The 23755-nt window shown below is 62.4% G+C and carries 26 protein-coding genes and 1 tRNA gene; 10 read left to right on the plus strand and 17 right to left on the minus strand.

Annotated features, from left to right (window positions below):
• The first annotated feature begins 13 nt into the window (after positions 1-13).
• The 4 genes from G533_RS0107910 (at position 14) to G533_RS0107925 (ending at position 2396) form a co-directional block, all read left to right on the plus strand.
• Positions 14-331: a thioredoxin family protein gene (locus G533_RS0107910; protein WP_027949491.1), complete on the plus strand. Its 318-nt coding sequence runs from the start codon at positions 14-16 to the stop codon at positions 329-331.
• Between the two features lie 7 nt (positions 332-338).
• On the plus strand, positions 339-1562 hold the full coding sequence (locus G533_RS0107915) for a methyltransferase (RefSeq protein ID WP_027949492.1): 1224 nt from the start codon (positions 339-341) through the stop codon (positions 1560-1562).
• Positions 1555-1977 (plus strand): VanZ family protein, encoded by a 423-nt coding sequence (locus G533_RS21105; RefSeq protein ID WP_051230097.1) that lies wholly within the window; start codon positions 1555-1557, stop codon positions 1975-1977. Before G533_RS0107915 ends, G533_RS21105 begins: the two co-directional genes overlap by 8 nt.
• An 80-nt stretch (positions 1978-2057) precedes the next feature.
• Positions 2058-2396: a hypothetical protein gene (locus tag G533_RS0107925; RefSeq protein WP_035527166.1), complete on the plus strand. Its 339-nt coding sequence runs from the start codon at positions 2058-2060 to the stop codon at positions 2394-2396.
• Positions 2397-2398: 2 nt separating this feature from the next.
• Here the strand turns inward: G533_RS0107925 and G533_RS21110 are convergent, their stop codons facing one another.
• Entirely contained in the window at positions 2399-2869 is a 471-nt protein-coding gene (locus G533_RS21110; RefSeq protein WP_051230099.1) for a hypothetical protein, read from the minus strand.
• 155 nt (positions 2870-3024) lie between these two features.
• On the opposite strand from G533_RS21110, the gene G533_RS0107935 reads away from it, so the two are divergent.
• The 3 genes from G533_RS0107935 (at position 3025) to G533_RS0107945 (ending at position 6434) form a co-directional block, all read left to right on the plus strand.
• Positions 3025-4485, plus strand: a complete 1461-nt coding sequence (locus G533_RS0107935) for an SDR family NAD(P)-dependent oxidoreductase (protein WP_027949494.1) — start codon at positions 3025-3027, stop codon at positions 4483-4485.
• A 92-nt stretch (positions 4486-4577) separates the two neighbouring features.
• Positions 4578-5732 carry an epoxide hydrolase family protein gene (locus G533_RS0107940; RefSeq protein ID WP_027949495.1) on the plus strand — a complete coding sequence of 385 codons (1155 nt, stop codon included), beginning with the start codon at positions 4578-4580 and terminating at the stop codon, positions 5730-5732.
• A 27-nt stretch (positions 5733-5759) separates the two neighbouring features.
• Positions 5760-6434 (plus strand): PaaI family thioesterase, encoded by a 675-nt coding sequence (locus G533_RS0107945; RefSeq protein WP_027949496.1) that lies wholly within the window; start codon positions 5760-5762, stop codon positions 6432-6434.
• 14 nt (positions 6435-6448) lie between these two features.
• Here the strand turns inward: G533_RS0107945 and G533_RS0107950 are convergent, their stop codons facing one another.
• The 5 genes from G533_RS0107950 to G533_RS0107970 all read right to left on the minus strand — a co-directional run bounded on the left by G533_RS0107950 (position 6449) and on the right by G533_RS0107970 (position 12180).
• Complete coding sequence (locus tag G533_RS0107950; protein ID WP_027949497.1) at positions 6449-7597, minus strand: hypothetical protein; 1149 nt, start codon at positions 7595-7597, stop codon at positions 6449-6451.
• Positions 7598-7696: 99 nt separating this feature from the next.
• Positions 7697-9403: an amidohydrolase gene (locus G533_RS0107955; protein WP_027949498.1), complete on the minus strand. Its 1707-nt coding sequence runs from the start codon at positions 9401-9403 to the stop codon at positions 7697-7699.
• A gap of 31 nt (positions 9404-9434) precedes the next feature.
• Positions 9435-10562, minus strand: a complete 1128-nt coding sequence (locus G533_RS0107960; RefSeq protein ID WP_027949499.1) for an acyl-CoA dehydrogenase family protein — start codon at positions 10560-10562, stop codon at positions 9435-9437.
• 28 nt (positions 10563-10590) lie between these two features.
• The gene (locus G533_RS0107965) at positions 10591-11829 is read right to left on the minus strand and encodes an acyl-CoA dehydrogenase family protein (RefSeq protein WP_027949500.1); all 1239 of its coding nucleotides are present in this window, start codon (positions 11827-11829) and stop codon (positions 10591-10593) included.
• A 126-nt stretch (positions 11830-11955) separates the two neighbouring features.
• The gene (locus G533_RS0107970) at positions 11956-12180 is read right to left on the minus strand and encodes a SlyX family protein (RefSeq protein ID WP_051230100.1); all 225 of its coding nucleotides are present in this window, start codon (positions 12178-12180) and stop codon (positions 11956-11958) included.
• A gap of 78 nt (positions 12181-12258) precedes the next feature.
• On the opposite strand from G533_RS0107970, the gene G533_RS0107975 reads away from it, so the two are divergent.
• Positions 12259-12624: a translation initiation factor Sui1 gene (locus G533_RS0107975; protein ID WP_027949502.1), complete on the plus strand. Its 366-nt coding sequence runs from the start codon at positions 12259-12261 to the stop codon at positions 12622-12624.
• 316 nt (positions 12625-12940) lie between these two features.
• Positions 12941-13333: a hypothetical protein gene (locus G533_RS21115; RefSeq protein ID WP_051230101.1), complete on the plus strand. Its 393-nt coding sequence runs from the start codon at positions 12941-12943 to the stop codon at positions 13331-13333.
• On the opposite strand, the gene G533_RS21120 is transcribed toward G533_RS21115, so the two are convergent.
• The 10 genes from G533_RS21120 to G533_RS0108030 all read right to left on the minus strand — a co-directional run bounded on the left by G533_RS21120 (position 13280) and on the right by G533_RS0108030 (position 21066).
• On the minus strand, positions 13280-13951 hold the full coding sequence (locus tag G533_RS21120; RefSeq protein WP_051230102.1) for a TIGR04282 family arsenosugar biosynthesis glycosyltransferase: 672 nt from the start codon (positions 13949-13951) through the stop codon (positions 13280-13282). The genes G533_RS21115 and G533_RS21120 overlap by 54 nt on opposite strands.
• Entirely contained in the window at positions 13948-14643 is a 696-nt protein-coding gene (locus G533_RS0107990) for a TIGR04283 family arsenosugar biosynthesis glycosyltransferase (protein ID WP_027949503.1), read from the minus strand. Before G533_RS0107990 ends, G533_RS21120 begins: the two co-directional genes overlap by 4 nt.
• A gap of 6 nt (positions 14644-14649) precedes the next feature.
• Positions 14650-16509 (minus strand): transglycosylase SLT domain-containing protein, encoded by a 1860-nt coding sequence (locus G533_RS0107995; protein ID WP_027949504.1) that lies wholly within the window; start codon positions 16507-16509, stop codon positions 14650-14652.
• Positions 16510-16690: 181 nt separating this feature from the next.
• Positions 16691-16767, minus strand: a tRNA-Arg gene (locus G533_RS0108000).
• A gap of 153 nt (positions 16768-16920) precedes the next feature.
• Positions 16921-17439 carry a fasciclin domain-containing protein gene (locus G533_RS0108005; protein WP_027949505.1) on the minus strand — a complete coding sequence of 173 codons (519 nt, stop codon included), beginning with the start codon at positions 17437-17439 and terminating at the stop codon, positions 16921-16923.
• A gap of 122 nt (positions 17440-17561) precedes the next feature.
• Positions 17562-18353, minus strand: coding sequence for an IPTL-CTERM sorting domain-containing protein (locus G533_RS0108010; protein WP_027949506.1), 792 nt, complete (start codon positions 18351-18353; stop codon positions 17562-17564).
• 238 nt (positions 18354-18591) lie between these two features.
• The gene (locus tag G533_RS0108015) at positions 18592-19602 is read right to left on the minus strand and encodes a zinc-dependent alcohol dehydrogenase family protein (RefSeq protein WP_027949507.1); all 1011 of its coding nucleotides are present in this window, start codon (positions 19600-19602) and stop codon (positions 18592-18594) included.
• 56 nt (positions 19603-19658) lie between these two features.
• Complete coding sequence (locus tag G533_RS0108020; RefSeq protein WP_027949508.1) at positions 19659-20093, minus strand: DUF3429 domain-containing protein; 435 nt, start codon at positions 20091-20093, stop codon at positions 19659-19661.
• A 12-nt stretch (positions 20094-20105) separates the two neighbouring features.
• Positions 20106-20645 carry a DUF3833 domain-containing protein gene (locus G533_RS0108025; protein ID WP_027949509.1) on the minus strand — a complete coding sequence of 180 codons (540 nt, stop codon included), beginning with the start codon at positions 20643-20645 and terminating at the stop codon, positions 20106-20108.
• 76 nt (positions 20646-20721) lie between these two features.
• Positions 20722-21066, minus strand: a complete 345-nt coding sequence (locus tag G533_RS0108030) for a hypothetical protein (RefSeq protein WP_027949510.1) — start codon at positions 21064-21066, stop codon at positions 20722-20724.
• A gap of 105 nt (positions 21067-21171) precedes the next feature.
• Between G533_RS0108030 and G533_RS0108035 the strand changes: the two genes are divergently transcribed.
• The gene (locus G533_RS0108035; RefSeq protein WP_027949511.1) at positions 21172-22254 is read left to right on the plus strand and encodes an NAD(P)H-dependent amine dehydrogenase family protein; all 1083 of its coding nucleotides are present in this window, start codon (positions 21172-21174) and stop codon (positions 22252-22254) included.
• A gap of 58 nt (positions 22255-22312) precedes the next feature.
• Here the strand turns inward: G533_RS0108035 and G533_RS0108040 are convergent, their stop codons facing one another.
• Positions 22313-23743, minus strand: coding sequence for a beta-helix domain-containing protein (locus G533_RS0108040; protein WP_027949512.1), 1431 nt, complete (start codon positions 23741-23743; stop codon positions 22313-22315).
• Positions 23744-23755 lie beyond the last annotated feature (12 nt).

Below are 23755 nucleotides of genomic sequence, written 5' to 3' on the forward strand. Positions count from 1 at the left end.
ATAGCGAGACACCATGCAAAGCTCCCGACCGTACTCCCCGGACGCTCCCAGCCGGGCGTCTATCGACCTGACCCCAGGTGAACTCCTGCTGGAGTTTGGTACAGACTGGTGTGGCCATTGCCAGGCCGCACAACCTGCCATTGCAGAGGCGCTGCAAGCGCATACGGCACTCGCACACCTCAAAATTGAAGATGGCAAGGGGCGCCCGCTCGGACGTTCCTTTGCTGTGAAATTGTGGCCGACGCTGATACTGCTGCGCGCAGGGCAGGAAGTAGGACGCGTGGTGCGCCCCACGGCAGCCTCGCAAGTGACCCAACTGCTGCAACGCTGAACGCCCGATGGCCGCAAACACCGTCCCGGAAAACGACTGCCTGCAGCGTTTCCACGCCCTTGATACGTTGCTCCACCAGCACCGCGAGCTGTGGCAGCTGAGACCGTTTCACTATCGTGTGCTGCCCTGGTCGACAACCCATCCCACACTTGCTGCAGCGCTGCAGCGCCTGAATGACGTACAGCTGACAGCTCTGGAGGCTGCACCACTGGAACGCCTGCAATGGTTGCGACCCTGGCTGGGCGAGGCCTCCGCGCGCCTCGCCGAGCTGTGCGCCCTGCCCCGTTTACCCGCCCGCGATCTGGCGGTTCCTGCACGCCTGGATACAGGTATCCCCGGGCGCAAGTGGCAACAGATTAAAGCGTTCGCGGCGCGCATGCCCGACACCGACCAGCAGGTGCTTGAATGGTGCGCCGGCAAGGGGCATCTCGGTCGGCTGCTGGCGACGAGCGACCGGCGCCCGGTGACCAGTATCGAACGAGATCCCGAGCTCTGCCGCGCCGGACGGCAACTGGCGGCGCGCTGGGCGGCGTCGGTCGAGTTTTGCGAAATGGACGTACTGTGTGCCAACGCTGGCGCACTACTGCCACGTGGAGGGCACGCTGTTGCCCTGCATGCCTGTGGCGACCTGCACACGACACTCTTGCAGCACTGGACACACAGCGAGTGCGCACGACTCAGTCTCTCGCCCTGCTGCTACGACGCGATTGCCCAGCACGCCTACCAACCGCTTTCGCGCCCGGGAGCGGCGAGCGAACTGCGACTGAGCCGCACCGACCTGCAGTTGACCCAGCAGGAAACCGTCACGGGCAGTTGCGGTACACGGCGCAAGCGGCAACGCGAGCTGTGGTGGCGGCTGGCGTTTGACGAGTGGCAGCGTACTGCGCGCGCCAGCGACAGCTACCTGCCTCTGCCATCCCTACCGACCGCTGTTCTGCGCGGCTCATTCAGCGAATTTTTGCGTTACGCCGCTGCGCTCAAGCACCTGCCAGCACCGGATACCGTGAGTGAACAGCAGTGGCTTGAACAGGGTGCGCGGCGGCGCAGGCTGCTGCGGCGTATCGAGCTCGTCACGCATGTGTTTCAACGCCCGCTGGAGATCTGGCTGGCGCTGGACCGCGCCCTGCTGCTGCAGGAAAGCGGCGCGGACGTGCGTCTCGGCACATTCTGTGATTACCAGCTGACACCGCGCAACCTGCTGATTGACGCCCGGCGGCCAGGGTATGCCTGATCCTGCCGTGCGGCACGCTGGCCGCTACCGAGCAGCCCAGTGGCAGGCCATTGCGGCGCTCAGCCTCACCGCTGCGTTACTGCTGTCGCCGGGGTCGGCACTCGCAGCACTCGCTGACTGGCTCGCGCTCGCGGATACACCGGCCCCCCAGGTGAGCGGGTCGGACAAATTCGTCCACGCGCTCCTGTTCGGGCTGTGTGGGCTCACAAGCCTGCGCGCCTGGGGCGATCGACGCACCCACGCCGTGCGCACCGCACTCGCACTGGCACTGTTTGCCGTGGCTACCGAGACGCTGCAACTGTGGGTTCCCGGGCGTTCGGCCAGCCTCGGCGACCTCGTGGCCGACCTGCTCGGTGTGCTGGCGGGCATGGGGCTGGCAGCCTGGACGATGCGTTCCCGGCCTGCGGCGCCTTGAGGCAGGCCTGTGAAAATCGCGGGATGGCGCTATACTCAACCGTTTTGGATGCCCAGCGCGCGACGCAACAGGCTCAGCCCATGGTAAAAAAGCTACCCGACAAAGCCGACCTGCGCGCCGACCTCGACCGCGAGACTCGGCGCTTTTTGCAGGAGGGTGGTGAGGTGAAATCGGTGCCGTCCGGCGTCAGTGGCAAAGACCCTCTCGCCCCTCCGCTGTATTTGACCCGGCGGCTGTTCAGCGAGCCTCGCGCAGAGCGGACCCTGATCCCCGAAGTGGTCGCCGCCATCGAAGAGCGCCGCAAAGCACTGCAGAAAAAGCGCCCTGCCACGAAAACGGTCAACCGTTCCCGCCCTCGACGCAAGACGCTGTACGATGATTTTGGTGAGCCACTGCGCCAGATCTGGGTAGACGAATAACGCTATTGCGCCGCGCCGCTATCCCCGGAAGCTGGTGCCGATTCCTTCGCAGGTCCGTTCCCCGCCTCGGAAGTCAACTCGAAACGATGCTGCGGAATGTAGACGATGAGGCGCTGCCCGGCAATCAACTCGCCCGCCCGCAGTGACCTGCCGTCGATCTGGGCGCGCCATTGCGGGCCCACGCGCACGGTTGTCTCATGCCCCGGACTGCCATCGACATGTATGGTGCGCACCGTCATGCGATTACCGCTGACCCGGAGCACCTCAACCTCGGCCTGGGCATACCGCACACCGTCGCGCTGGTAGATACCGCGGCAGATCTGCTGCATATCAGGGTAGCTGTCGCGGACCGCCTGCGACCAGGCGAGGGTGTCACAGGTGGGTAATCGGGTGTCTATATCGTACTGCGCCTGAACAACATGGCTCGCCAGCACACAGTACAGCGCTGCAAGAATTCGGCGGCTCTCCTTCATTCTCTCTCCCTCAGCATTCCCGACGGCTTGCCGCCGACCGCTGTAACCGCCCGCCAGAACACTACGCCGCGCGAGGTCTATACTGATTTGGCAAGCGGCAATCTGCAGCCGGGACCGCATCGTATACAGACTAACGTTTCTCAGAGGTTTGCACCATGATTGAGCTTCACGAAAAAATCGATGTGCCGCGCCCTGTGCGCGAAGCGTTCGACTATGTGAAAGACTTTCGCAGCACCCGGGAATGGGATGCTACCGCCAGCGCTGTGGAGAAGTTGTCCGCAGGCGCCGTCGAAGTGGGGACCCGGTTTCGCGTCACCTGTGATATGCCCGTCGGGTCCGTCGACCTGCTCTATACCGTCACCCATCTGGAGCAGGACAAATCGATTGAGCTTCACGGCACTTGCCGACTGTTCGAAGTCACCGACGTCATCCACTTCTCCACATCCGCCACGGGCACGCACATTGATTACCGCGCATCCTTCAGCTTCCACGTGCCGCTGGGGCCCACCGTGGCGGCGCTGCGCAAGGGCATGGAGAAAATGGGCTTTGAATCCGTACAGGGGCTGAAAGCGGCACTGGAGGACGATTACCCTGCACCGGCCATCTCCGCGGGCAACGCGCGCGCTGACCGCTGGGTGTTGCCCGGCATCGCACGCTTCAGCCGGCGCGGCTACACGCTGGGCAAACGGCACTGGAACCCGATGTCCGCGTGGATGGGCGACAAGCACGCGGTCATCACCGGGGCCACGTCCGGGCTGGGCCTCGCCACAGCACAATCCCTCGCGGAACGCGGCGCCGCGCTTACCCTGGTGATACGCAACGAATCGCGCGCGCAGGAACTGGTCAATACACTGCAGCGCGAAACGGGCAACCCCAATATTTCCGTGGAAATTGCCGACTTGAGCCTGATGTCGGAAGTGGAGCGCCTGGTAGAACGCCTGCTGCGTACCGGACGTCCAATCGATATTCTGGTCAACAATGCAGGCGCCCTCTTCAATGAACGCACCTTGACGCCCGAGGGCCTGGAACAGAGCTTCGCGCTTCTGCTGCTTTCGCCCTACCGCCTCACGGAAGGGCTGAAGCCCCTGTTGCTCGCCGCTCCTCAGGCGCGCGTGATCAACGTGGTGTCAGGCGGCATGTACACGCAGCCCCTGAAAGTGCGCTGGCTGCAGGCACGGGAAGAAAACTATTCGGGCAGTGTGGCCTACGCCCGCTGCAAGCGGGCGCTCATGGTCCTCACCGAGCAGTGGGCTGAAGCCTGGGAAGATGAAGGCGTTGTGGTCAATGCCATGCATCCCGGCTGGGCCGACACCCCGGGGGTGGAATCGGCACTGCCCGGGTTCCATCGCATAACGCGGCGTATCCTGCGCAGTCCGGAAGAAGGCGCCGATACCATCGTGTGGCTTGCGGTCGCCACTGAAGCGGGCAAGGCAAGCGGGGAGCTGTTTCTTGACCGTGAACCGCGCACACCGCACTTGCTGCGCAAGACCGAAGGCGATGCTACGGAGCGCGATGCCCTGCAACCCTACCTGGATTCGGTCACAGCGGCCAAAAAACGCAAAACCCCGGCGAAGCGACGCAGCGGTGCGCGCAAGCAGGCGGCAACCGCGGGTTAAGCGGGTATACCGCAGGCGCGGATTGACGCCAGTAGCGCTTGCATCGCAACTGCGCTGTGGCTACGGTAGTGCGCTCAACTGAGGGTCCTGCCATGTCCGACACCACCGTCCTGCCATTCACTGTCGATATTTCCGATGCGGATCTGGAGGATTTGCGGCGCCGCCTTAGCACAACCCGGTGGCCGGATAACGAAACCTGCGAAGACTGGAGCCAGGGTATCCCCCTGGCTTACACTCAGGAACTGGCAGGCTACTGGGCCCGCGAATACGACTGGCGGCGCTGTGAGGCGGAGCTGAACCGCTGGCCCCAGTTCCGCACCCGCCTCGACGGCATCGACATCCACTTCCTCCACTGTCGCTCGCCGCATGCAGATGCTTTGCCCCTGATCATTTCTCACGGCTGGCCCGGCTCGGTACTGGAGTTTCGCCATATCATCGACGCGCTGGTAGACCCGGTTGCGCACGGAGGCAGCGCCGCGGATGCCTTCCATGTGGTAATTCCCTCCCTGCCGGGCTACGGTTTCTCGGGTAAACCGACTGGCACTGGCACCTCCGTGGAGCGCATTGGCCGCATGTGGGGCGAGCTGATGGCGCGCCTCGGCTATAGCCGCTACGTCGCGCAGGGGGGCGACTGGGGCAGCATGATCACCCAGAGTATTGGACAGACGGAGACCGACCATTGCGCGGGCATCCACATCACCATGCCCATTGTGACTCCCGACCCGGAGACGATGAACGACCTCACGCCGAATGAGCAGGCGGCACTGGAAGCGATGACCTTCTACTCCCAGTGGGACTCCGGCTACTCGAAACAGCAGTCCACCCGCCCGCAGACCCTCGGTTATGGGCTGGCTGACTCGCCCGTCGGCCAGATGGCCTGGGTTGTGGAGAAATTCCACGCGTGGACAGACTGCGAGCGCGATGGCATCAAGCACCCTGAACATGTCATCAACCGCGATGAACTGCTCGACAACGTGATGCTCTATTGGTTGAACAACACCGGCGCGAGCTCGGCACGGCTGTATTGGGAGAGCTTCAACGCCCCTTCCATGCAGCCGATTGCCATGCCCACCGGGTGCTCAATTTTCCCCAAAGAGATTTTCCGCAGTAGCCGACGCTGGGCCGAGCAGCGCTTCCAGAACCTCATTCACTGGAACGAACTGCCGCAAGGCGGGCACTTCGCCGCGCTGGAGCAACCTGACGTACTGGTCAACGAGTTACGCACCTGCTTTCGCAGCCTGCGCTAGCACACACCACAGAACAGGACTCGCTACATGTTTGACAGCCGTGAAAGCAGCAGGGCGGTTTTCAGCCCTTTTGCCTCGGAAGAGGTTTCGCCGCCTTTTTCACCCCACTGGGAAGCGAAGCGCAGGGCCGCCGAGGCTTTGCGCGCACTCACCGAAGCCCTGGTAACCAGCGATGCCTCCACTGACCTCATCAATGCGCTCGCGCAGCGTCTCGAACGCGAGGCTCACCAGCTGCAGGCCGAGCCACGTCTCTACGGCCTGGCGGCATTCTTGAAGGATGGCAAACACGGCGGGCACGGTGAGGTGAATCATGAACTGAATGCGCTGGGCGGCTGGAGCAACCCTCTGTCGCCGGCACTCAATATGTGGCTCAAGGGGCGCGAGGCCTTCGGGACCGTGCGCTGCGGCTATGCCTACGAAGGACCGCCCGGCTATATCCACGGGGGCTTTATCGCGGCTATCTTCGACCAGTTCCTCGGCATGGCGCAACTGGCGGGCGACAACCCCGGTATGACCGGTTCGCTGACCGTGCGCTACCACCGCCCGACACCGTTGAATCGCGATCTGGACCTGCGCGCAACCCTGCAGGACTCTGCCGGCCGCAAAACGGTGGTCACCGGAGACATGCTGCTGGATGGCGAAGTGACCGCAACCTGCGAGGCGCTGTTCATTCGCCCCCGCACGGCTTTGCTCGACCCCTGAGTCGCTGCCCGGATTCAGCCCTCGAAGCTATCGCTGGTGTTGAGGCTGGCAGAAAACGGCACCGGGGTGAAGCGGCGCGGCGCCGCCTGTTCCCTATCCACATCGTTACCTGGCGGTTCGGCGGGCGGCAACTGGGCGCGCCGACGGGGCGGCGTTTCAACACGTCGCGCCACGCTGAAACCGGCGGCATCCAGCGGGTGCGACAGCGGTTCTACCTGCTGCGTCTCCACGGGTGGCGCCAGCGCCTCACCCAGCGCCGCCGGCGGTACCGGTCGCCGTCGACGATCACCCGCGCGAGCCGCCCGACCACCTGAGGCGAGCGTCATCGACACCCCGCCACTACCGATAAACTCCAGCCCCTGCAGTGCCGCATCGGTGGTTTCTACCGTGCGCTCGCGGGCGACCGGCACGTCGCATTCAGGCGGTGTTAATGCAAGCTCGTGCCGCTCCTGCGTCTGCCAGTGCGCATCACCCTGCAGGGCACGCTGACGCAGAACGTCATTGGCACAGGCGCTCCAGCGACCAAAATGTACGGATAGCGCGGGATCCGGCATACGGTGCTTGCGAAACTCGCGCTGCGCTGCCATGAAGTGCTGCTTTACGGCGCGATAATGAAAGATGTGATCTTCGGTTTTCAGGTGCAGCGCCTGCCCGCCGCGGCGGAACATCACCATCTGCGGTGGCAGCACGCCCTGCACGCTGTGGAGCAGGTCGGCGAGAAAACACAACCGGAAAGCATCGTGCCGGTTGGTTTTACCCTGAATGTCACAGGGGATATACAGGTGATTCCCCAGCTCTGAGTAGCCGCTGGTACGCATCAACAACTGGCTGGATGCTGCCAGCGGCCCCACGGCGAGCTGGCCGTTGACGATGAACTCCGTGCCGCTGCGCATGGCCGCCAGCGTGTCGCTGCGCCGCAGTGCCTCCGGCGCATCCCAGTCGATCAATATGACTTGCCGACCCTTGTTGGCGAGCAGTTCGGCGACTGCATCCTGTCGCCGGGCACTGTCGCCGGGTGGCGCACTGCCCGCATCGGGCGCAACGCCGTGCGCGGGGTTTTCGAGTGTCAGGCGCTCCATCCAGCAGGCGAATGGCGATTCCTTGAACAGCACCATGTCTTCGGATGTAAAAGTCAGTGTTCTATCGACGCTGTAGAGGTACATGGGTGAGGACCAATCCCTTTGGTTTTTTTACCTTCCGAAGCAGGTACTTAACACCAATGCTTTATAACGAATCACGGCGCGACTGTCCACGCCACGCGTTTATCCCCGCTTGAAGACCAGCGCCCCGCCCACCCAGGTGGCATCCACTTGCAGCTCGCGCATTCCCATCGCGTCGCGCAACGGGCTGCCATTCAGCAGCACCAGGTCCGCGTACTTGCCGGGCTCCAGCGAACCGCGATTGTCTTCCTGGAAAACCTGCCAGGCCGCGTCAATGGTCACCGCACGCAGGGCCGTCATCACGTCCACACGTTGTTCCGGTCCCAGCACATCACCGCCGTAGGTTTGCCTGTGGACGAGGCTCCAGGCCGCCTGCAGCGGGCGCATCGGCGTTACCGGGGTATCCATATGCGAGGTGAAGCGCAGTCCCGCCGCCTGCGCCCAGCCCGCCGGACTGATCTGCGCGGCGCGCTCGGGGCCGATAAAGATGTCCCGGTGCCGGTCACCCCAGAACCAGGTGTGCGCGGCAAAAAAGCTGGGCGTAACACCCAGATCAGCCATGCGCTGGATCTGGTCCTCGCGTGCCATTTGCGCGTGAATCAGAATCAGACGCGGGTCATCTACAGGGTGGGCGGCCTGCGCCGCTGCAAACGCATCCAGGATATCGTCAATCGAGGCGTCACCATTGCCATGTACAGCGATCTGTAACCCCGCGGCATGCAGGGTCTCGATCTGCTCGAACAGGCGTTCCCGGGGAACCGCTGCATAGCCGCGGTAATCTTCGTCACCGTGAAATGGTGTGTGATAGGGCCGCGTGAGGTAACCGGTAAAGCCCTGGATACTGCCATCGGCGACGATTTTAACCGCGCCGACATCAATCCGCCGCGCCGCGAGGTCCTCCGGATCGAACGTGCCAGCAGCGATCTCTTCCCCGTAGTCGTCCTGCATGGGGAACAGCACCAGCCGCAGCGGCATCAGTCCCAGAACACTGGCAAGCTTGAAACCACCGGCCATCTGGGGCGCCACGCCCCCCGCCTGAGCGGTGGTGACGCCGTATGCGGCGTATTCACGTACTGCCGCGCTCACCATGCGCAGGAAATCCATGGCGCCGAGATCCAGCATGCGCTCGGCAACCGGCAGGCGCGCGGTTTCCTCCAGCAAGCCGGTCAACTCGCCGCTGGGCGTACGACCGATCACGCCACCTTCAGGGTCGGGTGTTTCTGCGTCTATTCCAACAGCCTCCAGCGCGCGGCTATTGGCAACCACCATGTGCCCGGAAATGTGCAGGAGCGCCACCGGATGTTCGGGCGCCACCGCATCCAGCTCTTCACGGGTGGGGTGGCGCCCTTCCGCCAGCAGGGTGTCGTCGTAGCCGAAGCCGGTAACCCACTCCCCCGCCGGCAACTGCGCCGCCCGTGCCCGCAGGGCCGCCAGCAAGTCCTCCATGTTCTCCATCGTCCCGATCGGCGGACTATTCAAGTCCACAGATACCGTGTTCAGTGCGGAGCCGGGAAAGTGGCCGTGGGCATCAATGAAGCCGGGCATCAGTGTGCGCCCGGCGAGATCGATCACCTCGGTCCGGTCATCCACGAGTGCCATCATGTCCTCGTTGCTACCGAGTGCTTCGATGCGCTCGCCACGCACCGACATTGCCTGAACCACGCGGTTTTCCGCATCCATGGTCAGCACATCGCCGTTGACGAACACCTGGTGCTCCGGTGGCGTCGGCAGGCGCGTGGCAATGGAGAACAGCGTGAACAACCCCACGGCAAACGTGAGCCCCAATAAGACCCAGGTCTTCCAGCTCATTGCAGAATCTCCAACTGCACGTGATGGTGAATCATGCGGCGCTGCCAATCACGATATCGGCGAGTCGCGCCCGGTGCCAGGCGGCATCGCCCCAGAGCATTTGCGAGTGTTTCTGCCGCTTGAAATACAGGTGCACATAGCACTCCCAGGTAAAACCGATACCCCCGTGGCTCTGGACTGACCGGCTGCTCGCATAAGCCGCCATATCACTGGCCGAGGCCTTGGCCATATGGGCATACTGCGCTGCCTTCTCCGGCTCGCTGTCACAGGCGCAAGCCGCGTTGTACACCAGCGACTTCGCCTCGTCGATCTGCACCATCACCTCGACCAGAGGGTGCTTGATCGCCTGGAAGAAACCCAGCGGACGGTCGAACTGCTTGCGGGTGCTCACATATTCGACCGTGGTTTGCAGTTGCCATTCGCCGGCACCGACCATGTCGGCAGCGAGCAGCGTCCAGATGGCGGGCATGGCCTCGTGCAGAACGGCCAGTGCGTTGCCGCTGACCTCCAGCCCCTGCGCGCCGTCAAACGTGACGTGGGCCTGGTCACGGGTGAGATCCACGATGCCATCGGGCTGTACAGTAACACCCACAGCGGCAGCATCCACCCAAAACAGGCCGTGGCCTGCAGCAGTACTGGCACAGACCAGCAGCTTGTTACATTTCAAGGCATCCTGAACGAACCACGCCGTGCCGTGCAGTGCACCATCACGGTATTCCACTTCGGTGGCCGCCGGATCCCACGCCCCATGACGATTGGTGAGTGCCAGTGTGGCTGCTGCACCAGAGGCAATGTCGGCCAGCGCTGTTGCACCCGGTTGTTTACAGGCCACAAGCACATAAGTGGCATTCAGCGTGCCCAGCAGCGGGCAGGGAAAAGCCGCCCGGCCCACCTCCTCCACCAGCCCGGCGACAGCCGCCACGGGCATCCCCACGCCGCCCGCCTCTTCCGGCACCGCCAGCATGGTCCAGCCCAGCTCGACCAGCTGGCGCCAGAGGGTTTCATCCCACTGGCACTGGGGCGCCCGCTCGGGCGTTGGGTCACTGGCCACCAGTGCGTGCAGTTTATCGGTAGTGAAATGCTCGCGGAAAAACTTGCGCGCCGACTCCTTGAGCAGTGCAGCCTCTTCGCCGAAGCCGTAATTCTTGGGTTGTGTCATGTACTGTCTTCCTTTCTTCGGCTTCAATTCATTTCGACTTCGGCAGGCCGAGCACACGCTCGCCAAGAATATTGCGCTGCACCTCACTGGTGCCCGCCGCAATCGTCATGCCGTAGGAGTTCATATACGACAAGGGCCACTGCCCGCCAGCCGGCGCGTTGCTGTCACCCATGTAGAGCGAGGACGCCATGCCCTCCACTTCCACGGCCAATGCGGCGATGGATTGGGCGATTTCACTAGCCAGCAGTTTGTTTTGCAGCGGCAGTCGCATGGGGTGGTCCAGCAGTGCCTGTACCCGCGAGCGGCGTTGGTTCTGCTTCAAGCCCTCCTCGCGAATCAGCTGGCGCATCAGTTTGTCGCGCAGCAACGCATCATCGGCGGCAGTGCCGGCACCTCGCGTGGTGTTCCTCGCGAGGTCGATAACGGCCGAGGTGGTAATGTTGTGGCTGGAGCGGTTTTTCATGCCGCCGGAGCGTGGCCCCTGCAACTCCCCCGCGCCGCGCTCGTGCAACAGCGTGGTCATAGCCACCTGCCATCCCTTGCCCAATTCATCCAGGCGATAACGGTCGTCCACTTCCAAGTTGTCGAAGATGACTTCGTTGAAGCCGGTCTCACCGGTGATCTTGATCAGCGGCCGCACGGTCACACCCTTGCCCAGGGCGGCACGTATCGGTACCACAAAATAGGACAGTCCGTCGTATTTGTGGGATTTGTCCGTGCGCAGCAGGATAATCATCCACTCGGCAAAATGCGCCAGCGAGGTCCACACCTTGTGACCATTGATCACCCATTTGTCGCCGCGTGGTTCTGCAAAGGTTTGCACACTGGCCAGGTCGGAGCCTGCACCGGGTTCACTGAAACCCTGGCACCAGATCTCCTCCCCCGAAAACAGGCGCGGCAGCAACTCGGCCTTGACCTCTTCCCGGGCGTGGTAGAACACGGTGGGGGCCGCCATGCCGAGACCGATCACGTTGGGCAGGAAGGGCGTGCGAGCTGCCAGCATCTCCTCATTCGCGACGCGCTGGCAATCCTTGCGACCACCACCGCCGACCGCCTGCGGATAATCGCAACCGATGAGGCCGGCATCGTAGGCTGCCTTCTGCCAGGCCTGCAGGTAGCTCAGTTGCTCCTGGGTCATTATTTCGAGTGGTGTTTGTGGCAGCCGCACCGGTGGCTCCCCGGGCTTGTTGCTTTCGAGCCAATCGCGGCAGTAGGCGCGAAACTCGGCCTGTTCGGGAGTGTCTTTACGGGCAGAATCGTCGGACATCGTGTGTACCTGTTAATTTATGCGAACAGTCAAAAAGCGCCAAAGTGTGGGCGATTTGCCTGCGCGAGGCAAGTTGCCAGCCGGGCCCCCGCGCACTGCAGCCGATGCAGCGTTGCGGACTGACGATCAATAATGTGGAGGCGGCGCCTCGGGGCCCCGGGGCCGGGCATCATCGAGTGCCGCGGCCTGCTCGTCCTGACGCTCCTTCAGCAGCTGCATCTGCCGCTGCACCACCAGCAGGTCCTGCTGCTGGCTACTCAGCGCCGCCTGCAGCCCCTGCACCGTGTCTTCCTGAAACGCCACCTGACTCTGCAGGTCCTCCAGCATCTGCAGCAATTCCTTCTTCTTCACTGTCTTCCCTCGCGGCACATTTCAATTGCAGCGCGGAGGCTAATATACTGCCGGGCGCCGCTCAACAAGGAATTGACCATGCCGCGACGCACCCCCACAAACTCCCGTCTCGTGTACTCCACCGATGGCGGGCGCCTGTGCCCGCAGTGCCAGCGCCCTGAGGCGAGCTGTGTCTGCGGCAAGGCGAAACCCGCCGACCTGGGCGATGGCATCGTGCGCCTGCACCGCGAAACCAAGGGCCGTGGCGGCAAAGCCGTTACCCTGATCCGGGGCTTGCCGTTGCAGGGCGACGAGCTGAAGTCGCTGGCCAAGGCCCTGAAACAGAAGTGTGGCGTGGGCGGTGCGGTGAAAGACGATGCCGTGGAGATTCAGGGCGATCAGCGGGAGCTGTTGAAAGCCGAGCTGGAGAAACGCGGATTCACAGTGAAGATAGCAGGCGGATAAACGCAGCTTTTAATTACATATATCCGCAAGTAACTCATATTTAAACGATTTTAGGCGAAGTAAAACGCTGCTCTTACACGCCTGTTCTTTGCAGTTACACACTCTTCCGCACGTACTTAGTAAATAATTACACGCAACCTGTTATTTTCATTGGCTTTATTGAATTCGTATGCTAAAAATACCTACAGGTGCCATGACGGCGCGGGTGACCCGAGGAAAGGTGACCCGGCCGCAACAGCAATAAAGGCACCGCAAGGAAAGTGGAGTACGAAACGGCGGTAATGAATTCAATCGGCTTCCCGAGAGGATACAGGCCATGTACGTAACCGCAGAACACCTGAGAGACCAGGTCATCCGGCCCACATTGAAGTACCTGGGGGTATGGACGGAAACCTGTGAAGACTTCCTGCTGCAGGCCGCCATCGAAGCGCCCGAGCTGGGCCTGTTCTCAGCGCGCAGCAGCGGGCTGGGGCTCTATCACATCACCACCGCCCAACACCGGGACATCTGGGACCGCTACCTGGCCTACCGCCCGGAGCTGGCCAGCCGTGTCCGGGGACTTGCCAGTCAGCGCGCCTTTCTGAGCGACCCGGACGGTGAATTGCAAACCAACCTGGGCTACTGCACCGCCGTTGCCTGGCTGTTGTACCAACGCTCACGGGTCAGTTCCGAAGAACCCCAGCGCGCCGCTGCCACCGCCACCGCCTGAACCCGACGCAGCTGCCCGCAGCGCACGCCAGGCGGCGAGGTCATCGGGGCGATCAATATCCTGCAGAGGAGGCAGTAACGCTGTGCTGTAGCCCGCTTCTGCCGCCCGTGCCAGTGTCTCTTCCAGCACCGTGTCCGTGCCCCAGTTCACGCCATCAAATAGCGCGCGACGCAGCGCGCAGCGGACAGCAATCAGCACAAAGCCCCCGTCCAGCGCAGGCCCCAGAACGATGTCATCACGCTCCAGCGCCTGTACAGCGAGCGACAGATACGCGCTGTTGATCCACGGGCAGTCGCTACCCACCAGGACCGCCCTGCCAGCCTTCTCCAGCCCCGCGGTCAGGGCGTGTTGCATGCGCTCACCCAGATCGACGCCCTGCTGCGCACAGAGCCGGCTGACGCCCTCGCTCAGGCACTGCTGAAACAGCGCGTGATCGACGCCGCCGGCAGTCCACAGCTCAACTGCGCCCAGCTGCGCCTGCAGCAAGCTACGCGTGGTCCACAGCACCAGTTGCTCGTGCAGCGCGCAGGCCTCACTGGGGCTCAACGCGGGTTGCATGCGGGTTTTCACCCGGCCCGGCACCGGGGCACGGGCAAACTGCTGTAACAGCACACTCATCGGGGCACACCGTAGTAGTACCGCCAGAGGCGCGCCGGACTGACACCCAGCGCGTACGCCAGACGCAGGCACCACATTTCCACCACCGTGCGCACCACCCCTCTCTTCTCCCATCGGCGGCTGGAGGTCTGCACCCGCAAGCCACGTGGCAGGAGAGGCCGCTGCTGCCGCCGCAGGCGCACGCACAACTCGATATCTTCCATGAGCGGAATCGCCGCGAACCCGCCTGCCGCTGCAAAGAGGTCCCGACGCACAAACAACAACTGGTCGCCGGTGCCAATGCCGGAAGCACTGGAGCGCCAGCTGATCGCACGTTCGATCAACCGAAATACCGCGGCCCTGCCATCGAGGCGCAGCCTGAAATAGCCCCAGGCGGGGCGGAGCTCCAGCGCGGCGCGCAAGCTTCTGGCGTCAAACAGGGGGGTAGTATCCGCATGCAAAAACAGCAGGTACTCGCCCTGTGCCGAGCGCGCCCCGAGGTTCATCTGCAGGGCCCTCCCCGACTCAGCCACCAGTACACTCGTTGCACCCGGTAGCGCGTGGGCCACAGTATCGTCACCGCTGCCGCCGTCCACGACAATGCGCTCCGCGCCCGGAAAGCGGGCTTGCAGATCCTCCAGCAGGCCCGCGATGCGTGGCGCCTCATTGAGTACCGGTATGACAAAACTCAGTTGACTGGCGGGCGCTGCCACGTGCGCTCAGTACGCCAACTGGCGTTCGCGCTCAGTGAGCAAGCTGCCGGACTCACCCAGCTGGTACTGGAATACCACGTTGTACGCCAGCACCGCCTGCACGTAGTTGCGTGTTTCACGAAAGGGAATGGTTTCTATCCACACATCCACCGGGACTGTGGCATCGGCTGCGTTCAGCCAGCGGGTGACACGATGGGGGCCGGCGTTGTACGCGGCGAGCGCCAGGACGCGATTGCTGTCATAGCGGTCGAGCAACTGACGATAGTAGGCACTGCCCAACAGTATGTTGTGCTCCACATCGTAGAGCGCGCTGTCCGAATGCGGGGTACCGAGGCTCGCGGCCACCTCGCGCCCCGTAGCGGGCATCACCTGCATCAGCCCACGGGCACCAACCGGAGAGCGGGCGCCGGCGTAAAAGGCGCTCTCGCGGCGCGCAATGGCCATCAGCTCGGTTTTCTGCAGGCCGCGCTGTGCTGCCAGGCGGGTGAAGGTGTCGCGGTAGGGTAATGGAAATCGCAAGTCCAGTGCATCCCAGGCCTGGGCACGGTTTGCCGCATCAATCGCCATGCGGTGCCAACCCAGGTCCGCTGCCAGCGCTGCCAGTTCAACCTGCTCCTCCGGCGTAGTGAGCTGTAACGCCTGGTACCACTCCGAATGTGCGAGGTTCTCCTCGTCATGGTGGTAGAGTTCCTGAATCCGCTGCACGACCGGCAACTCGCGCAACGGGCCCGCGCGCTCGGCGGCCACGGTAACCACCTGCGGATTGAACTGGTAGGGCAACCCCAGCCGGTCTGCAGCGAGAAAGCCATAGTAGTCGCGCTCGCCAGCCACTTCGCGAAACAGCGCCTGTGCCAGCGCGGTTTCGCCGTCGCGCTCATAGAGTACGGCGCGCCAGTAACGCCATGCCGGCGCCGCCCTGCCCTCCACCGACAGCTTCTGCAGGTTTGCCGCCAGCGCTGACCAGTCCTGCTCCTCCAGCGCCCAGCGCAGCCTGACCTCCACCAGCAGGTCATCACCCAGGCGGGCCAGGGCCTCTTCCACCCATGCCAGATTGACATCAGAGCGAGCAAACAGGCTGCGCAGCGCCAGCTCCCGCTCCGCCTGTGCTTGCTGCGCGGCAGTAAACACCATGCGCTGCTGAAAATACTGCCACTGGACCAGTGCCGCCTCAGGCTTGTAACGCGCGAAATAGGCCGTGCCATGGGCCACGATGTCAGCCACCTTCGGGTCATCACCTGGCTGCAGGCGCTTTTGCATCTGATGCGGCTGCACATAGGCCTGGAGCAAGCGCTCGGCCCAGGGTTGCAGGTCGGCACTGCCCTGGCGTGCCACATAGTTCATCAGGCTACGCTGCCTTGCGTCGAACGCTTTCAGCAACCGCGCCCACACGGCCTCATCATCAAGCTCCCCGGCTTTCTGCCAGGCAGCAAAAAGCGGATCGCAGGCCTTGGGGCGCGACTCGCCGTGCACCCAGAGGCGCTCTGCACCCTCCCAGGCTGCCAGCGGATCGGACGCTGCCAGCCTGGCGCGGAAGTAATAGCACTTGAGTTCAATGCTGTTGGGCTCTGTCGGCATCACGGCAAGAAAATCTCGCCAGCGCTGCTCCTGCCCCGCACGCTGCAGGTATACCGCCAGAAAGCGATTGGGCAAGGGGGTGCCGGCGCTGCGTTGCAGAAACAGCTGCGCGTCACCCGGGCGCACGGCACTGGGTTTGCGGCTGAGCTCAAAGTAGTCCAGATACATCGCCAGGGGATACTCATCGAGTGCCGGGCGTAATTGCTGATACTCCGTCCAGCGCCCACGGTCGATGGCAACCACCGCATCGCTGTAGCGCTCACGGTCTACCGGCAGCTCGGATGCCTGCACGGCTACTGCATTGACTGCTAAGAACTGGAGTGCGAGAACACCCGCGATACACCGCCACCGCAATCGGGTAACCCTCTCTAAACAACCTGCCACCGCGCGGCTGCGCGGCAGAATCTCACGGTGCAGAGAGTGATACGCCAGCGCGGGATTTGCAAGGGGCTGGCGGTGGACGACGTGCATTTGGTGCCCCCGCCAGGACTCAAACCTGGGACCTACCCCTTAGGAGGGGGTCGCTCTATTCAACTGAGCTACGGGGGCGCTGCGGGCTGCGAGTATATCAGCAGGCCTGCACCGATGGCACCTCCGGCCTTGTCCCGAATCAGTAAATCTGAAGGCAGCGAGCGATACGGCGTGATCGAAAGTAGCGGAGAAACCCGGTGTCCCATGCAAGGCCACCGGGGGAAACGCGTTTCAGCTGTTGGGCAGAATAACCGCATCAATAACGTGGATCACGCCGTTGGCGGCCTCAAGGTCAGTCGCCGTGACGTTCGCGGCGTCAACCTTAACGCCTGCATCCGAAGCCGTTACCGTTATCGTGTCACCCTGCAGGCTGGTCGCCTCGGTCAAGGCCACAACGTCGGCGGCCATCACCTTCCCCGGCACCACATGGTATGTAAGCACGGCAGTCAGGGTCTCCTTGTTTTCCGGCTTGAGCAGGTCATCCAAGGTGCCTGCAGGCAGCGCGTCGAACGCTGCATTGGTGGGAGCAAACACCGTGAAGGGGCCCTTACCAGACAGCGCTTCGACCAGGCCTGCGGCCTCAAGCGCAGCAACCAGGGTCGAAAAGTCAGGATTACCCACCGCGATTTCTACAATCGTCGGCTTGGCCATTTCCTCTGGGTGCGCGTGACCGTCAGCGGTCGCAACTGAAGACGCCAGCAACAGACCACCCAGGGCGGCCAGAGACATGAGTTTGGAGATTAATTGCATAGTAAAGCCTCGCAAGTTCAAGTCGTGTCGAATCGGCGATTCAACATCAACTTACATTACGAGGCCTGTGCTGGAGTGGACCGGCCCTGTAGACGTTTTGACCATCCACAGGGGTTACGCCCTCAATGCTCGCGCCGCACTCGACGCAGCCCGACCAAAGCCAGGAGCCCTGAGAGCAGGGCCAATGCCCAGGTCGCCATGGTCGGAACAGCGACAGGTGTAGCGGGAGGGGCAGGTGACGCAAAAGCCCCCCCCTCAATCAAGGCCGCCATGAAGAGCTCGGAGTCCGCAGTAAAGCTGGCTTCGTTATCCTGCCAATCCGCCTCTAGCAGAAACAGCACACCGTCGCCCTGCGGACGAACTGCAAACATATCGGCGCCATCCAAGCTCTCACCCAGCACCGTCACAGCAGCCTCCCCTGACGTCAGCGCCGACATGTCAGAACCGCAACTGGCCTGCCCCGACGGGGTCACATTGATGGGGTTGGCTTGCCAGAACGGATGCGATGGGTTTACCTTGACCTGTGGCATTGCGTTGTCCGCGCAATTGCCATAGAAATTGCCGTCTGGGTACGCGGTCCCGTAGATTTCGTTATAGACCGCATAGCTGTTCCTCCACTCGGTAATTATTACCCCACCGCCATTGAGATAGGCAAGCCAGTCAGCACCATTGCCGGCAACCGAACCGTTGCGACTTACTAACAGCGCCTGAGTGGATGCCGTTGGGGTACAGCTATCAACTTCGGTATACGGGCCCGCGGCGCCATACAGGGCCGACCCACTCCGCGACGTGCTGCCACAAAACATGATTTCCTGAGCGAATGCGGTGCCCGGCAACATTGCCACAAGAATGGCCGGTGCAAACAGTCTGCCGACGACTCCCGACAGCCCACCACGAATATACTTTTTACTCATAATCCCCACCCACTAATGTCGACTTTTGATGTTTTGGCAGCTAGCGTCAAACGCACCATCCCTTGCTAACTTTTTCGACTATCGTAAGGTTTTTTGTTGACAAATTCCACCCCGGTGGGGTTGAACGCCGAGGCCACGTTCGGGACGTGGTCGCCACGCGAAGGGAGTGCGGCTCACCTCTGTCACCGCTGAGAATGAACGGCGCGCTAGCGTAAAAACTACTGCATGCGTAGCGGGCTTAGCCGCCAATATCCAGACAGATCTTGCCGAAATGTTGCTGGGACTCCTGGTGGCGGAACGCATCAGCCAGCTGTTCCAGCGGGTAGCTACTGTCGATAACCGGTTTGATGCCGCCCGCCTCTACCGCTGCCAGCATGTCAAGTTGCTGCGCCCTGCTGCCGACGGTAATGCCGCTGATACGCGCATTTTTCTGGAACAGTTCGGCTGTTGGCACCTCACCGGCAAGACCTGTCAGCACGCCGATCATGCTGATACAACCGTCAAACGCGGCGGCTTTCACAGACTGCGGCAGTGTGCCGGGGCCACCCACTTCAACCACCAGGTCCACGCCGCGACCATCGGTGATGTCCTGGACGCGCTTCCCCCAGGCAGGCACATCGCGGTAGTTGATCAAATGCTCGGCTCCCAGTTCCCCCAGGCGCGCCAGCTTGGCATTCGAAGAGGACGTGGCGATGACCCGACACCCCATCTGACGGGCGAACTGCAGCGCAAACACCGATACGCCGCCACTGCCCTGCACCAGCACCCAGTCCCCGGGCCGCAACTGTGTTTCTACCATGAGGGCGCGCCAGGCAGTGAGGCCGGCGCAGGTGAGCGTTGCCGCTTCCCGGTAGTCCAGCCCCTCGGGCATGCGTGTGAAGCCCTGCGCCGACATAGTGACCATCTCCGCGGCAAAACCGTCGACGTGATCGCCGGGAACGCCGGTGACTTTGCGCAAATCCGGACGGCCGTCATGCCAGGCGGGGAAAAAGCAGCTCAACACATCATCGCCCACGGCAAATTCGGCAACGCCCTCACCGACGGCGGTTACGACGCCAGCGCCGTCTGACATGGGAATTCTGCCGTCGTCTGTGGGCAGCATGCCCAGAGCCACCACATAGTCGTGAAAATTCAGCGAACTGGCACGTACCTGTACTTGTATCTCGCCGTAGCCGGGTGGGCGCGTATCGCGCTCGACCAACTTGAGATTATCCAGGCCACCGGGTTTTGCAACGGCTACTGCGCGCATGTGATGTTCTCCATTGTCGGGTGTAAGGGGACTTGTATCGGCAGCTACCCCCTTTCTCAGGCACTGCCTCGCACAATCAAACCCGCAATGTAGGCAATATGCAGCGTCACCACAAGCAGCGTGAGTCGCACCCGCATGCGCGAGTACCAGCCGCGCGCTGCGCTGCTGCCACGTTCGTACCAGAGCGTTGCCAGATGAGCCAGCGCCAGCAGGCCTGCGGCTATCACGGCCTGGGCTGTCAGCACGCTGCATACGGCGAATAGAATGACGCCATTACTGACCAGCAGGCGCAGCGCTTTGTCTCCACCCGCACGATCGCGCGCTGTGCCCCACAGTGAGCCCGCAATAAAGCAGAGAATAGCCAGTGAGTAGACGATAAAGCCCTGTTGCGACAGTGCGCGCGGATAATCACGCAGAGCCCAGACGCCCGCTACGCTGGCTGCGAATGGCAAGAGGCCGGCATAACCGAGGCCAGTGACCAGGCGTGTCATCGCCACAATCGCTCAGTCGGCTACTTTGCTGATGACCAGCAGGATCTCCCCGACGCGGATGCCGAATTTGGTCATGATGGATTCATTGATCAGGGTGGTTGGATTTACCAGGTACATGCGATCGTCGATACGCAGGTCAAGCGTGCCATCGTCCCAGGGTATCTGCAGCACGTAATCGAGGAACATGCTGTTGCCGGCCACGGTGATCTTGCCTTCTCCCACCACATCGCCGGCGGTGCCTACGTACTGGCCCTCTCCTGTGGGCGTGAGCGTCCACACTCGGCGATCCAGCTCGCCATCGTCGAACAGGAAGTCCTCTTCGAGCGTGCCGATACCATCCTGCCAATAGGCCTTGATATCTGCATTGAAGTAACGAATCACCTTGCCGCCGCGATCCTTGATAACGCCGTGTGCGGTCAGCTGCCCCTGGAAAAAGGTCTCCGGGGTCAGGGTCGGCTGGTTGCTGGCATATTCATCCACCGTAACCACGCCACAACCGGAGAGGCCCAAAAGAAGAACGAGTAGCAGGAAAAGGGAGGATAGCTGGCGCATTGGGTTGCTCGCAAGGCAGAGGGTTCCTGCTTGCTTACGCGCGCGGCGCGCCGGGGGATCACCCGGCCGGGAAAGCCTACAGTGTGTAGTGAACGCCAACGTGGTGGCTGCAGGCCTGGCTGCCGCTGAAAGCGCGCAGGCGCGCCTCAATGGCCGACTGGTCACGCTCGACAATCCCGAACATCAGTCCATCAAAATAGCCGAGCGCCTTGGCGTAGATAACATCGCCGGATTCGGCGTCGTAATCACCCAGCACCTCGTCCACCTGGTCTGCGTACTCGTCGTCACTGAGAAAGCCCAGTGCATCCTGCGCGAGTACACAGCTCAATTGACGCGCAGCGGCAAATTCCTCCGCGCCGAGTGAAAGCGCCTGGGTCTGGCTGGCGGTAACGAGCAATAGTGCAGCAATCAGTGAACGCATGGTACGCTGAACCCTCCTCCGGGGAGATGTCGGAAGCCGCGACTTTACGCCCGCTTTATGACACCTGTATGACAACAATATGAAGAATGCGGGGAGTGCAGAGACATGAGTCTGAGAGTGGTTGTGTGGGGTACCGGCAACGTCGGCCGGCCCGCGATCAGGGCAGTACTATCCCACCCGGGCCTGGAGCTCGCCGGCGTGATTGTTGCCAACCCGGAAAAAGTGGGTGTCGATGCGGGCCTGCTTGCAGGCATTGCGCCGGTTGGCGTGCTGGCCAGCAACGACGCCGCCGCGTTACTCGCCGAACGCCCGGACGCCGTGGTGTACACGGCCACCGCGGACACGCGCCCCGAGGAAGCCATGCGCGACCTGCTGCAGTGCCTCACAGGCGGCTGTAACGTTGTCTCCAGCGCTTTTTATACGCTGCTGCATCCAGCCTCAAGTTTTGCCGAGGTGCTGGACCCGATTGAGGCGGCCTGCAAACGCAGCGGCGCCTCGCTATTTGTGTCCGGTATAGATCCTGGCTGGGCCATGGACATGCTGCCGGTTTTTGCCAGTGGCACCAGTTCCGCAATAACAGAAATCCGCAGCCGCGAGATTTTCAACTATGCACTGTATGACCAGCCACATGTCGTGCGAGAAGTGATTGGCTTTGGCGGCGACATGAACACCCTGCCCATGATGTTGCACGACTTCGCCATCGAAATGGTCTGGGGGCCGATGGTTCGCCTGGTGGGCGATGCGCTGGGCCACCCGGTGTCCGCCCTTGAGGTGAGCGTGGAGCGGCGCGCACTGGAGCAGGACGTCACGGTTGCTGGCATGGGCGTCTTCCGCGCCGGCACCCAGGGGGCTTTCCGCTTTGAAGTACGCGGGCTGCACCAGGGGCATGCGCTCTTCGTATTGGAGCACATCACCCGCATAGACGACAGCTGCGCGCAGGACTGGCCCTACCCGCCGCACAGCGGGGGCTGTCATCAGGTGATTGTCAGTGGCAACCCTACCGTGACGCTGAGCCTGCATGCGGAAGACCAGTTCGAACCGGGCGCCGGCGGCGGTGGCAATGCATCCGCCGCCTGCTGGTTGGTGAATGCCATTCCTGCCGTGACCACAGCACCTGCCGGTGTCGTGACGGCGCTGGACATGCCGCGGATAGACGGCAGTAGCCAGTTGGGCATGGAGTTGCCGTAAAAGAACAGGCAAAAAAAAACGCCAGCTCAAGGCTGGCGTAAAGGGGATGCGCGTTCGCTTACAGCGAGCCGGATACCGTCCAGCCCTCAAACCAGGCGCTCGACGCCGAGGGATCTACAGCACCCGCGTAGTCGGTAGCCTCAAAGAACGCAGGGTCGGCCAGGCTGGCAGAGTACGTTGCATTGATGTTGTCGATGTCGAGCACACCGACTGCAGCGGCCTCGGGGGCCTGTGATGCGTAGTTCGCATCCAGCGCCACGTCAGATGCCAGCGCGGGCAGCAGCACTACATCACCGCCAACGTCACAGTCGGCCACCACGTTGGTGTAGACCAGTTCCGTACCGACCTGAGCAGCGCGCGAGGCATCTACACAGGTGGTCTCGGCAGTGAAGGCATCGTCGTAAGTGAACACAGAATGGTGCACGAAACCACCCGAGGTTGCCTTGAATACCGCACCTGTGGCATTGCTGCCACCGCCGATGAACGTGGCATTGGCAATCGTGGGCAGTGACAGGAAGTCCAGCGTACCTTCGGTGTCGGCTTCGATCACGTTGCCGGTTGCATCCGGGCCCTGGTCAACCAGCAGGAACTGCAGGTTGCCGCTCCAGCCTTCATCCCAGTCGACTGAATCGTCCTGGTTGCCCGTCAGTACCATGTAGCGCACGCTGACCGAACCGCCGTAGAACTCGATGCCGTCATCGGCGTTACCGTTCACCTGGATGTACTCCATCTCCGTGCCGCTACCGACACCAATCAGAGAGATACCATTAATCTCGTTACCCGTGGCGAACTCGAAGCCGCCTTCGGTGACGATCACATAGCGCAACACACCGCTGCTGTCGTCGGGCGAATAGCCGCCACCGAAGCCGGATTCACCCTCGGAGTCGACGTTGCACGCCACCGCGCCCTGATCGGCGGTCAGGCACTCATTGTGCGGTGCATAGCCGTGCATGATCAGGCCGCCCCACTCACCGGCGCCGTCGAAACCGGCGTCATCGGAGCTGAACACGATAGGGGCATCAGCCGTGCCCTCTGCCATAAGCATGGAACCGCGGGTGATGATCAGGTTGGCAAAGCTGCCGGTCTGACCCTTGATCTGCGTACCGGCGTCAATGGTCATCGTCACATTAGTCACGGGGTCGCCGCTGGCCAATGTCCCTTCATCAATGGACATTTCCTGGTTGCCGTTACCCACGGTAACTCGCGACTCCATATACCAGACCTTGTCACTGGTCAGGGTGCGATCAGCGAGCACCGTCGAGGGCAGCTGGCATACGTCATTGCCATCGGCGTCCTTGGGGCGCGCTGATGACCAGTCCGGGCAGGTGGACGCACTGCCGGAGCCATCGCCACCGCCATCGACCGGTGGGTTGACGATTTCTGTGGGCGCATCGATATTGATGGTGGCACTGTCACCTTCGGAACATCCATACAGGCCGCCAACCGAGCCGAGCATCGCCGTGGCGATTGCCAATTTCTTCAGTTTCATAGTTACTCCTGG

It is taken from the genome of Haliea salexigens DSM 19537 (assembly GCF_000423125.1).
Lineage (GTDB): Bacteria > Pseudomonadota > Gammaproteobacteria > Pseudomonadales > Halieaceae > Haliea > Haliea salexigens.